General features: G+C 46.7%; 4 protein-coding genes and 1 pseudogene. 1 reads left to right on the forward strand and 4 read right to left on the reverse strand.

The window, feature by feature from the left end; translation table 11 throughout:
• From IQ263_RS09710 to IQ263_RS09725, 4 genes and pseudogenes are all read right to left on the reverse strand, one after another.
• A pseudogene (locus IQ263_RS09710) lies at positions 1 to 832 on the reverse strand (hypothetical protein); the annotation flags it as partial.
• Between the two features lie 270 nt (positions 833 to 1,102).
• Positions 1,103 to 3,844: a DEAD/DEAH box helicase gene (locus IQ263_RS09715; RefSeq protein ID WP_194067239.1), complete on the reverse strand. Its 2,742-nt coding sequence runs from the start codon at positions 3,842 to 3,844 to the stop codon at positions 1,103 to 1,105.
• 462 nt (positions 3,845 to 4,306) lie between these two features.
• On the reverse strand, positions 4,307 to 6,373 hold the full coding sequence (locus IQ263_RS09720; protein ID WP_194067240.1) for a phosphodiester glycosidase family protein: 2,067 nt from the start codon (positions 6,371 to 6,373) through the stop codon (positions 4,307 to 4,309).
• A 318-nt stretch (positions 6,374 to 6,691) separates the two neighbouring features.
• Positions 6,692 to 12,166, reverse strand: a complete 5,475-nt coding sequence (locus IQ263_RS09725) for a trifunctional serine/threonine-protein kinase/ATP-binding protein/sensor histidine kinase (protein ID WP_194067241.1) — start codon at positions 12,164 to 12,166, stop codon at positions 6,692 to 6,694.
• A 673-nt stretch (positions 12,167 to 12,839) separates the two neighbouring features.
• On the opposite strand from IQ263_RS09725, the gene IQ263_RS09730 reads away from it, so the two are divergent.
• The gene (locus IQ263_RS09730; protein ID WP_194067242.1) at positions 12,840 to 13,106 is read left to right on the forward strand and encodes a hypothetical protein; all 267 of its coding nucleotides are present in this window, start codon (positions 12,840 to 12,842) and stop codon (positions 13,104 to 13,106) included.
• Positions 13,107 to 13,225 lie beyond the last annotated feature (119 nt).

Raw genomic sequence — 13,225 nt, forward strand, 5'->3', positions numbered from 1 at the left:
TTGTATAAGAGACAGGGGGGGGAGAAGGAAGTGGGAGGGCAGCGGCTGTTGGCGCTGTTGGGGCGGAACTGGTTGTGCCTCCCCAGCGGGCGATCGAGGCCTGCAGCCAAGCTTTGTCTAAATTTGACGAACCGTCGGTACCCCAGCGCCAACCGAGATAGGTAGCGCGATCGGTGGCGATCGCCGCCGAGGAACCGGAACTATTTTTCCAAGTCGCGACTGTTTGACTGTTGGCGTCGGCGGGAATCAGGACACCGCCTAGAACTGAGGCGTTTTGTTGTTGGGCCGGCATCCAATTGCTAGAAGTATTGCAGGCGATATCCCGACAGCGCGCGCGCGGTTCTGGTACCGCCCGCTGGGTTAACGGAAAAGCCCAATAGGCCCCAAGGAGCGATCGTAAAGATTGGCGCACCAAAGCCGGGGAACTGCGCCCTACAGGGCCAGAAGCAATCAAACGGCCTCCCTGGGATGCCCAAGCTTCTAAAACTTTAATTTGCGCCGGGGTCAAAGTTTCTATGTTGGGCAAAAACAGGACGTTAACGCCTGCTAAATCCGCCGTACTTTTGATTTCTTCGAGATTAATTGGTTTGTAAGCAATGCCGCTTTCCCAGAGGCGCGTGGTAATTTTCACCCAGTCAGGAGAATTTTCGGAACTGCGAACAACGCCCAGAACTACTTCGGCGAAACTGGGTGAGGGAAATAGAATGAATGTATTTAGTAATGTACTCGCTAGGGTTCCAATCAAGACTCTTTGCAAGAAGGTGAAAAGGCGATTCTTTTGAGCCTGAGAGCTATTTTCAGGCGTTTGATCGGTTTTTTTGAGCTGTTGCATTGACACGAGAATTACCCACCACACCGCTTAATAAAATTTCAATAACAATTTAGATCGATCGATCCGCACCATACAATTTTTTCTTCTGTCGTGCAACGTGCGATCGCGAAAATAGACGATCGCCCGCTGAGGATGAGAGCGCATTCGATCGCAAATTTTATCCGATACTCAGATTGGGTGCGATCGAACCTTCACTACTGAATTGCAGTTTCATTTACCGGGAATCCAGCGGTATGAATGCGGACTAAAGTCCTCACGCTCGAACCTTTATTACTGAATTGCAGTTTCATTTACCGGGAATCGATCGATCAACTGCATCGCCCGACAAGCATTCCTCCGCAAAGAATCCGAAACGTGAGGAACATGAGGAATCTGAGACAAGAAATCCAAAGTCCGGCGCAAAATTCGCACCACATCTCCTTCATCCAAACTCGTATGACTAATCAGTTCCAGCCATTCCACACCCAGAGCCCACTGTTCCACCAAAGTCACTAAATCCCGTTCCAGCCAAATCGGGATCGCAGCTTCGTGGCGGTACTGCACTTGAAACAACCGGCGGCGCAGGCCTTTTTGCAGATTGTCCAAAGGTGCCAAAACTTCCGGCGACAGCGAGTAATGAGTCCAACTGTCGGGCCTGGAAACTTCTGTAACCAAGGCCGCGCAAGCAGCAGCGAGGTGGTGGGGGTCGAGTTCGTCAAACTCTGAAGACATCAGGGACAAACCCAGCCACAGTTCGTTATCGCCGCGAATGGCGGCACAGGCTTGGCCCAAAACTGTGGGTACTAATCTGTCGGAGGAGTCGTCTCGGTTTCCATCTGCCGAAATTACTCTTTCCAAACAGCCGAAGTTTAGCAAGATGTCAATTAAGTTGAGAAATTGCTCCCAATAGCGAGCTCGCTGCTTTTCTAAGTCTTGTTCGCTTTTGCGGATTTCTTTTTTCAATTCTTCCCGGCGGCGCTGGCGTTTGAGCAAAGTACCGGGATTCCCCCATTCTAGAACTGGGTGAATTTCTAGTCGATCTTCTAGGGCTGCGATTTTCTGCAGTTGCTCGATCGCCTCTGGGCTCGGTTCCGGTGCGGGCAATTCTGGGATCGATCGGGCAATTGCCACGGTTTCTTCGGTTCCCAAGCGACACTGGCCGAGTCTCAGAGTCAGTTCTGCCGGGGGGGTCAAGGTATCTGCGACAGTCAAGCGAGGTAGTTGGGCGTGGAGGGTGGCGACATCGCTAATGGCGACGATGTACCAGCGGTTGTCTTTACCCAAGCACACCAAGTTTGGTGCTTGGCCCGAACCTGCGATTTTGGCAACTAAGATGGCGGGTACGGGGGTTGCGTGCGATCGTTTGGCTGTCGGAACGTGCTTGCCTTTGAGACTCAGAACCGTGCCGAGCACTGCAAAAGACACGGCTACGGACATCTCCTTAATGCGCGCTTCTTCTGCTTGCTGCAATAAAATTTTGAGCAAACGTTTGTCTTCTTTGAGTCTTCCCTGCAATTTTTCGTAATCGGCGAGTTGTTTTTCTAGGTAAGAGACATTACCTCCGGCCGCCAGGGATTTGTCGATCGCCACTAATTCTGTTTCCAGTCGGTCTAATTCTGCTTGCTGCGGCTGCAAGTACAAGGTAGACAGGTATTGACCGAAACTGCGCTCTACTAACTCTTGAGCTTCATCGATCGTGTGAGTTTGCAGCAAATTCAGCACCATGCCGTAGCTGGGCGTAAACTGACTGGCGAGGGGGTCGGCTTTGGCTGTTGCCAAATAAGAGGCTTCTTTTGCACCTTCAAAGCGCGTCTGAACTGCGACAACGTGCCCCAGTTCGTCCATCCCGCGGCGACCGGCCCGACCGGCCATTTGCAGGAATTCTGAAGCGTTTAGCAGTCGGTGTCCCTTGTCGGTGCGCTTGGACAAGGTGGAAATGACTGTGGTGCGGGCGGGCATATTAATGCCGGCTGCGAGGGTTTCGGTGGCAAATACGACTTTAATCAAACCTCTGCCAAAGAGTTCTTCTACTAAGCCTTTCCAAGCGGGTAAAATGCCTGCGTGGTGGGCTGCGATGCCTTTTAAAAGTGCTTCTTTTTGACCGAAGCGTTCTGCTTCTGGGTTTCGCTGTAAAAAATCGTCAATGATGCGTTTGAGTTCGGCTGTTTCGGCTTCGTTAACCAGGGATAAATTTCCGACTTCTGCGACTGCTTGGTCGCACCCGCGACGGCTGAAGATGAAGTAGATTGCTGGTAGCATATCTCGATCGTCCAACCGGCACAAAACATCGGTCAAACTGGGAGTGGGAATGCTGCCTCTTTCTGCTTTTTGCTGCTTCTTTTTGGGGACTAACCGCGGATTAGCTCTTTTGCCGGTTTCGTCTAGCAGGGGAAATATGCCTTTTTGATTGGCAAAGTGGAATTGCAGGGGTACTGGTCGAAAGTCTGAGTAGACTAGCTCTGTGGGCCCGTGAACTTTGTTAATCCAGTCTGTGAGTTGGTCGCTATTGGCGACGGTGGCTGAGAGGGCGAGCAGTTGAATTTCGCCGGAACAGTAAATGATCGATTCTTCCCAGACTGTACCGCGCTGGCGATCGTTCATGTAGTGACATTCGTCGAGCACTACGGTTTCGACTCCGGTGAGGGAAGCGCCGACTGCTCCGATCGGCGTACCGTAGAGCATATTCCGAAATATTTCCGTAGTCATCACCAAAATCGGCGCATCTCGATTGACGGAGATGTCGCCCGTGAGCAAACCTACGCTGTCGTCTCCAAATTGCCTGCGGAAGTCGCGCAGCTTTTGGTTGGAGAGAGCTTTTAGGGGAGTGGTGTAGAACACGCGCCGCCCCCGGAAAAGTGCTTGATGGATGGCGTATTCGCCGATTAACGTTTTCCCCGAGCCTGTGGGAGCGCACACCACAACGGATTTACCTGCATCGAGGGCGGCGATCGCCTCTCTCTGAAAGTTATCTAGCTCGAATGGAAATATGGTCTTCAGATCCAGCTCTGGGCGGTTCTGGGAATTATCTGGCACAAGGATTATTCTGAGGTTGCAGGGTAATTATGCTTAAATCTTGCTGAAAGCAAGGCAGCAGAGGACTGTATTGATTTTAAACCTTTGTCAGCCGATCGGAACTCGGAGGAAGTAAGGGAGTGGGTGATTCGGGCTTTTATACTTAGTGCCTCAAAAATCTAGTATAGCGATCGAACCAGGTTTGCAGTCTGGACTGCTGTTTTTTTTTCGATCGTGTCCGATCGATTAACCGCACGCACGCGCAGGTTAATCGATCGGACTTCAGTCCGCACTACTAACCATGTTTGTTATGGTAATCTACCGGACACGATCTAACCTGATATTTCTTGACCTACCTTTACCCCACACGATCGCCGATAAATTCCAAATTTTGGGGAGATTTTTCCTAGAAGGGCGGGTTTATTTAGATTGTCATTAAGCTGCCTAAATTAGGGTTAACCCTCCCCTACAATATCAGTCAATTTATGGTTGAATGAAAATACCGATCGCATTATGGACTCTCGCAGCAGTAGACGGCGGGCGATCGAGCAAACTCCCTCCCAAATACAAACTCGTCGAACTTCCCCCATCCAAATTTAAAGCCTCCACAGCACCCATTTGCTGCAATATCTGCGCCAGTTCCGCAAAATTTGGGCCCGCCCCGCCCGCGCGATTGTGCACCGCTACAATCAGCAAATTCCCCGCAGCAGTTCGCCCGATCGCACTCCGAATCGCCGTCTGTCGAACATAGGCATCGCTAAACCCTTCCGCCTTAGCATCCAAAACAACTCGACTGTTTTTTACCAACACCGGCCCGCCGCCTAGAATGTAAGGAAAACGGTTAAAATCTGCCGGAATTGTGTTAGTTTCCAAACGCAATAAAGTACCAGCAGTTAATTGAGAAGCAGGGGAAAAATTGGAACGCCAAGCCAAAACATAACCGTTTGCTGGAATCGGGAAATTTGTTGTTCCCTGGGTGCCTCCGGGAGATTGGCTGACAACTCTATCGCCCGCCACTGTCACAACTATTTCATTATCAGAAAACGGAGTATAAGTTTTTCCCCAATCAAGATTGTAGCGACCGATTCCTGATGTCACGTAGGCACTATTTAACTGTGAAACAGACAAACGTTGATTTGCAGGAGTTATCAAAGTTTCTTGCAAAGTCAAACGATCGATCGCAAATTCGCCCCGATCGTTCCAAGCGATCGCCCCCCGATTCAAAATTGGCCCGGAAAGCCATTTATTTTCCCGCCGAATCGCGCCTAAAGCTAATCGATTGATCCGATTGAAAAATCCGGCATTAATTGCAGCCGCAGTTCCCGAAAGTTCTGCTGTTTGCAATAGAGGTGCAGTACCTAGATCTGTCGGCGGATTGCTCAAAAGCGGTCTAATTTTGACACCGGATTGGCGGGGATTAATTTCTAACCCAACTACGGGAAAACGAGCGGTTCCTAAATTTTGATATTGCTGCCGCCACCGCACGCCCGGAGCCCAAAGAATGTTTTTTTCTACTAGGGAATCCGGGCGAATGTCGATAACTAATCGATTGGGATTTCCTAAACTGAAAACTTGCGGCCGCCAACCTAATGGAATTTGTACCTTGACTTTGGTTTGATTCCCCGCAGGTTCGATTTTTAACGATCGCACTTGTTTGCTGGTTGCAAAAGCGCGATCGATCAAAGTGCGATCGATCTTGGCATCGATCGCGATCGACCATTCTTGAGTAGCGATCGGTGCAGAGGGCGCTAGCGGCTGCGAGAGCGCGGGTTTAGTCGGGTCGTCTGGTGTTTCGAGGTTTCGGGCTGGGGGCGCGGTCTGCTGCGGTATAGCGGGCTTTGTGGGGTCGTCGGGAGTGTCTCGCGGTGGGGTTGTTGGGGACGGGCTCGGTGTATCGACGAAGTTGACTTGCCACGGGGCGGGGCGATCGAGATCGATCGCTGTGCGATCGCCCCATTCTCTCGCTGCTTGCCGAATGCCGGTAATATTCGCAGTTGGAGAAGTAATTTTTAGAACATTGCCCTCTGCAGATATCTGCCAGCCTGCAAGTTTAGCCAAATCTGTAACATCTAAGTAACGATACGGGCCTGTTGCCCTGGCTGTCAAACTTTTAGCATCGGTGAAAGATACCGAAAACCACTGCACCGGTTGTTTGGTACTGTCGGCGGTGTTGAGCAAATCCACTCCCGCACTCTGCATCAAGCCCACATCAGCAATCCAAGTTCGGAAATTTGCCGAAGTGCTGTTTGTTGGCTGCACAGTCCAAGCTAAGGGCAGAATCCGGCCGTTGAGAGACACTTGGCGGCCTTGTTTAATTCTGGCAACTGGCGGTATAGATTGAGTCAAATTGACCTCCGTGAATTCACGATTCAGGAAGAAGGAAGAGGGCAATAAATTTTGTAATGGATTGGAGGAAAAATTAGAAGTTCTCCCACTCGAAGCCTCTTGCGCTCTTCCGGGTTGATTCCAAAGCAAAGACTGGGCGATCGCCAGTACAGGTAATATCGAGACTGACAATATTGAACGCCCATAAGACAAATTACATTTCATATCAAATCCTCTCTTCATCGGAATAGTAAATTCACTGTTGACTGTTGACTGTTGACTGTTGACTGTTAACCGTTAACATCATAAAGAGTGCAACCGGAATTCATATCACAACTTACAACTCACAATTTAAATCCTAAACGAATATAGCAATCCTAAATCATTTGTGAATTTCTTACTCCCTCTCCTTAGCAAGGGGTGGGGTGGGGTAAAAAGTTTAAGACTCATTTAAGATTGCTATAGGTATCTAGAAACCCGGAATATCCCTATGTTTCTTCTTACTAAACGGCGCTAATTGCGTTAAACTCTAGCACGAACTGCTCATACCGGAATAGAAATCACAAACTCCGAACCCTGCCCCAATGAGGAATTAACGAGTAATATACCTCCATGTTTTTCCACAACAATTTGGTGGGCGATCGACAATCCCAATCCAGTTCCTTGACCCACAGCCTTAGTTGTAAATAAATGGTTAAAGATGTTTTCCTTGACTTCCTTTGACATCCCCACTCCATTATCCTTAATCCGAATCAAAACCTGATTTTTATCTTCGCTCAGAACAGTTTGAACCGTCATTTGATTAGGTAAGGCTTTAATTTCATTAAAACTGCGCCCCTTATTTGACTCCTCCAGAGCATCAATGGCATTGGCCAGCACATTCATAAATACCTGGTTCAACTGTCCGGGAAAGCATTTTACTAGGGGCAAGTTACCATACTCTTTCACAACTTCAATAGCCGGGCGGAACTCGCTCGCTTTTAAACGGTGCTTAAGAATCAAGAGAGTGCTGTCGAGTCCGTCGTGAATGTTGAAAGGAACCGGGCGATCGCTATCCGCCCTCGAAAACGTTCTCAAACTCGTACTGATATTACGAATGCGATCGACTCCCTCATTCATTGAGCTAATCAATTTCGGCAAATCTTCTCGCAAATACTCCAAGTCCATCTCCTCAATTTCTGCTTCAATTTCCACTCCCGGAGCCGGAAATTTTTCTTGATACAAATCAATCAAATTGAATAAATCCCCCACGTATTCTTGGGCGGGTTGCAAATTGCCGGCGATAAAGCCTACGGGATTGTTAATTTCGTGGGCTACCCCTGCGACTAAATTTCCGAGAGCAGACATCTTCTCACCCTGCACCAATTGCAGTTGCATCTGTTTGAGATCGTGAAGATAAAGCTCTAGTTTTTGGGCATATTCCTGGGATTGCTGATACAATTGGGCGTTCTGTAAGGAAATTGCAGCTTGGGAGCAGAGGATGTTGAGGAGGGTGACGCGATCGCGCGTGAATACTCCTGTTGCTAGATTATTTTCTAGATACAAAATCCCCATCATCTTACCTTGATAAAGGATGGGAGTGCAGAGGATACTCTTAGATTGCTGTTGGATAATATGGGGGTCAGATGCAAATCTTGGTTGAGTGCTACCATTATCGAAAACTAGGGTTTCTTTTGTACGTTTAACGTAGTTGATTAGGGTTAGAGGAATTACTTCGCTCTCCTCAACCGGAATAGATTGCAGAAGGCAGTCTTGACGGTTTGTGCAGTGGACGTTTATCTTCCAGTTTCCCTCTTCATTCAAAATTAATGCTCCGGTTTGTGCTCCGGCATTCTTCACCACCACTTGCATCAGGGTAGTGAGCAATTGATCGAGTTGAATTTCGCTAGATAGAGCTTGAGAAGCCTTGATAACTGTCGGCAAATCTACTAACCCCCAACTGCTCGTGCTACCGATAAGTGTTTTATTCGTGTTAGATAGGGATGATTCACTATTGCTGGATGTATGAATTGTTTCGCTTGGATACTGGCGACTTCGCTCCTGTTGCAGGATCGGAGCAAGCAATTGGGGATAGCGCTGTTCTAGATAATCAATCTTTGCTTTGGCTCCCCACTTTGCATAGGCATAGTAAGCATCAATTAAATAGGGTTTTGCGAGTTTTTCTTTCCCCCATTCCAAGTAGAATTTAGCTGCGAGTTCGTTAGCTAGTGCTTCTTCGTTGATGTACTCGTTTTCTTGGGCAAGGGCGATCGCCTTGTCATACATCTCAATTGCTGCGATTTTTTCACCTAAAACCCGATGCCGTTCTGCCTCCACTAGATAGAATTTGTGCAGATAATTCATTGGGGCATGATGCGCCCATTTTTGCATTTTTTCTTGATTAGCTTGTACTCTGTCGAGAATGCCCTGTTGCTCTGACTGTGAAGCATCGGCATATACTGCCAACTGCACTAAAGAATCGTAAAAATAGAACAGAGGAACAAAGGGCAATCCTACCAGTACGTCTAAATACTTCTCTGCTATAGCAGTATTCTCAATCGCTTCTGAGTAATTTTCAAACCAGTAACTCAGTAAAAGTTTGTTCCAATATATGTAGGCAACTCCCACTTTGTCCTTCGCTTGCTGGTGGAGTGGCAACCCGATCTGCTCATCCCAGACTTCACCCTTTAGAAGACAGGGATTTTCACTTTTACCGAGCATATTTAAGGTAGCCTGCCAATAGATTTCTAGATAATTAAGGGCTGTTTCTTGCTTGATTTTATGAATAGCATCTTTATTTCTTGCTATCTCTCTTTCAACGACAGCCAATTCTTTGCCGCTAAAGTAAGCAAAATAGGAAGACGCTAATAGACCATAGCTCCCATATTCTAAATCTCCCGTCTCCATTCCGGTAGAGTAAGCTGACACCAAAGGTTCTAAGGTTTCTCTCAGATGCTCTTTCCAATGCCGGATCAATACATTTACTATGACAACTGTCTTGGCTTTGATTTCTTGAGCATTTAACTTTGACACAAGATTTAAAGCCAATTGACCGAACTGATAACCTGAATCAATATCTCCCACAACTCCGCAAAGCAGAAGACCATAATTGGCATAAGCAAAGGGAGATACGGAAGCATTACCATATTGGACGGATAAATTTACTTGTTTGCATACCGTCAAAGGCAGCAGTTCTGGCGCAGCAATGTATGCAGCAGCAAAGATACTTGATAAAAGTCTCATGGCTGCTAATTTATAGGGCTCGGACATTTGAGGCAGGTCAATTAAATCCTCAATTCGCCAATCCTTCACCATTGCCGCAGTGTCGGAGAGTGCTTGTCCAATGTCTGACGGAGTTGGCTGTTGCGGAAACTCCACCCCCAACAGCTTTAGAACTTGTAGCCCCGTATTAACTGCTTCTAACAGCCTGTTCTGCCCCATGTAAGCTTGCATCTGGACTTCATACACTTTAATTTTGTCCAGCAGCGAGGTAGCGCGATCTTGGACTAGATCGACGAGTTTCTGCATTCCTTCAATATGACCGCTCAAAAAAGCTGCTTCTGCTCCTTCTGAGTACAGTAATAATGTCAGTTCGTATTGATTGTGCCAGCTATTTGCTCTCAGTAATTCCCTACCAATTTTGAAGTATTCAACCGCACCCGAATAGGCAGTAGCAGCTTTAGCTTTCTTTCCAGCGACCAGATTCAATCGTGCTAATTGCTCCCGTTCTGCCTCTTGGGTAATTAGCTCAAATCCCACATTTAAGTGGTTGACAATATCAAATATTCTTTCTTCTTGTTCAACTTCTGGCGTATTGTTTAATAACAGTTGACCGATTTTTAAGTGAGTCGATCGCTTTTGGTCATCGGGAATCAGGGAATAGGCTGCTTGTTGAACGCGATCGTGTAAAAACTTGTATTTGGGTAATTGGTCGTGGGTAATTGATAATTGGTCAAATTCCTTCCCGTTCCCGATTACTAATTCGCTATTCCCCTCTGCTTGATAAAACTTGTAAACCTCGCTAACAGGTAAAATTAGTCCTTCTTGTAGTGCCTTCCATAGAGCTGTTGCGGTTTCTACTGGCGAATTTTCATCAACAATTGCTAAGGTCGCCAAATCGAACTGATTGCCAATACAAGCAGCTAACTTTAAAACGAACTGTGTCCTGGTTGGCAACTTTCGCAACTGAAGTGCCATGAATTCTACTACATCATCTGTTAGTGCCAAGGTTCGCACTATGGCAATATCGCACTGCCAATACCGAGCTGCAAAATTAAATTCAATTAGCCCATCTTCATGCAAAGATTTGAGGAATTGTGTGCTGAAGAATGGATTGCCTAGAGTTTTCTGATAAACGAGTTCTGTCAAAGGCAGAGCCAACGCTGTAGAACAAGCTAGAGTATCGGCAACTAAACAATTTACGTCGGCTCGATCGAGGGGAGCTAAGGTAATAGTATTCACCTTGGCTTCAGTTTTTTGAATATCTGCTAACGTCAGCATCAATGGATGCGCTGGAAATACTTCGTTATCGCGATAAGCTCCTATTAATAAGAGATAGCGGTGCTCGGTAGCACTCATCAGCAGTTGAATTAATTTTAACGATGCTGAGTCTGCCCATTGCAAATCGTCCAAGAAAATCACTAAAGGATGTTCTTTTGTTGTGAATAATTGAATGAATTTTTCAAACAACAAATTAAAGCGATTTTGACCGGCACTGCCAGAAAGTTCGGGGACTGGCGCTTGTTGTCCGATAATCCGTTCTAGTTCGGGAATTACTTCAACGATTACCTGAGCGCTATCGCCCAAAGCTGCCAAAATCTCCGATTTCCATTGTTCAACTTTAGCATCTGTTTCCGATAGCATTTGTCCCATTAAATCGCGAAAAGCTTGGACAAATGCACTAAAGGGTAGGGTGCGTTGGAATTGGTCGAATTTACCTTTTATAAAGTAGCCTCGTTGTCTGACAATTGGTTTGTGCACTTCGTTGACGACGGCGGTTTTGCCAATGCCGGAGAAACCGGCAACCAGGATCATTTCGGTGCTGCCGCCGCTCACGCGCTCGAAGGCGGATAGCAGGGAGAATACTTCGCTTTCTCTACCATATAATTTTTCGGGGATGATGAAGCGATCGCACAAATCTCGTTGCCCTATACTAAAGTTAGTCAGCTCCCCTGTCTCTTGCCACTGAGATAAACAAGTTTCCAAATCGTACTTTAGTCCGATCGCACTTTGATAGCGAGCTTCAGCATTCTTCGCCATCAGTTTGCTAACAATCTCAGACAGCACCAATGGAACGTTCTGGTTGACTATTGAGGCTGGGATAGGCTGCTTGGCAAGGTGACAGTGTACCAAATCCATTGGATCGTCTGTTTGGAATGGTAACTTTCCTGTTAGTAATTCGTAGAATGTGACTCCTAGCGAGTAGAAATCTGTGCGGTAATCAATGCCCCGATTCATCCGCCCAGTTTGTTCTGGAGATATGTAGGGTAAAGTGCCTTCGAGGACGTTGGGATTGTGAATTTCTTGGGTTTCGCGAGGTAGCAGTGAGGCGATGCTGAAGTCAATCAGCTTGATTTCTTTGCTGGTGGGGTTAATTAGAATGTTGGCGGGTTTGAGGTCTTTATGGATGACGTGGTGGCGATAAAGTCCATCAAGCGAGTTGGCAATTTGAATCGCAATCGGAAGAAACTCGTTAACGGGTAAGCCTTCTACAGGTTCCTTGCTAGCTGCTGCTAGACTAGCGAGGTAGCTACTTAAGGAAATTCCCCCAAAGTCTTCCATCACCAGAGCATAGTGGTTATGGTAAGTCTCCAGACTATATGCCTTAACACTGCCAGGAATCTCTAAGTTTTTAGCAATGATGTACTGGTTGCGGAAGTGAACGAGTTCATTGAAGCGGGGAAAGTCATTTCGCAGCATTTTGATCGCGACGGGCTGCCCATTGGAACACCGAAAGCCACGATAAACTAGAGTGCGATTTCCTGCGTATATTTGCTCATTAATGTGATATCCGAGAAAAAGATTTGTGATATTAGTCATACCTACGTATTCCTACTGCTTTTGTTAAGCCTGAAGCTTCTTAGATTTAATATCTAATATTGTGGCTCTATCTGGCGCGATATTCATTGAATTACATTTTTCTTAACATATTTGCGACAGCAAATTATGAAATAATGATTTTCCAAGCGAGACTTGAATGTTTTATGTGATATTTGTTTATCATGTAGTTGCAGGCAATTAAAAACAACTTAGACAACGCTGATTTGACGAGATCAATTCAGAGAATAGGAGCTTAATAACTTAGTTAATATGCATGGTATAATTAGGGGAGGATTCTTGAAACTTTCGTCCCTAAAGAGATTGAGATTGTTGATTCAAAAAGGCGGCGCTGGCTTGACCAGATACTCCACAAGATGTCAGAAATCCTGGAAATAGCTTTCATTGATGAGTAACAAAAGTTTGTGGGTAAAAAAATACAAATTAGATTTATGGACAACTGCCAACCTTTTTCGGCAAGACATCTTAGCCTAGGTTCTGAGCGATCGCTGACAAGACTTGCGCGCAAACTCTGACTTTGATGGGTGAAATTGTATCAATTTTTTGATAGACTTAATGTTAGCGACCTGAAAGTTGACTCCAAAATAAGACAGATTTCACCAGTTGTGAACCACGCTGCTAGATTGCACCTACCGACTGAGCGGGCAGGTGGCTTTTGTGTCTGCGGGCGCTGACGAAAGCAACTCAACAGCGCAGTCAGCAAAATAACGCTAAAGTTACTATCTACCTGATTCCGCTGCAAGGCTACCCTTGCGGACTCAGGGAAAAAACACCCAAAAAACCCGCGCTAGCGCAGCTATCCGGTAGGGAATTGCCTGCAATGTCTGTAGTTGCATGCAGGGCGGCGATCGCCCAAAGAATCACTGCTTTTTCACAGCAGGGTATTCTAGGAGACATCTCCGAGGCGATGCGAGCGACATAATTTAAAATTGGCAAACAGGGTTTCAGTCCTCAGTGCAGGCAGCATCGACGTAAATTTTGATCAAATCAGCTTGCTATGTGCTGTTTTAAGGTTTACTAAGATCCCACCACTCGGCAGCA

The sequence above is a fragment of the Tychonema sp. LEGE 06208 genome, assembly GCF_015207505.1.
Taxonomy (GTDB): Bacteria; Cyanobacteriota; Cyanobacteriia; order Cyanobacteriales; family Microcoleaceae; genus Microcoleus.

What these genes read in the sequence shown, in the direction of transcription:
- IQ263_RS09720 (WP_194067240.1), bottom strand. Translation starts at nt 6,373, where the DNA reads ATGAAATGTAATTTGTCTTATGGGCGTTCAATATTGTCAGTCTCGATA.
- IQ263_RS09725 (WP_194067241.1), bottom strand. Translation starts at nt 12,166, where the DNA reads ATGACTAATATCACAAATCTTTTTCTCGGATATCACATTAATGAGCAA.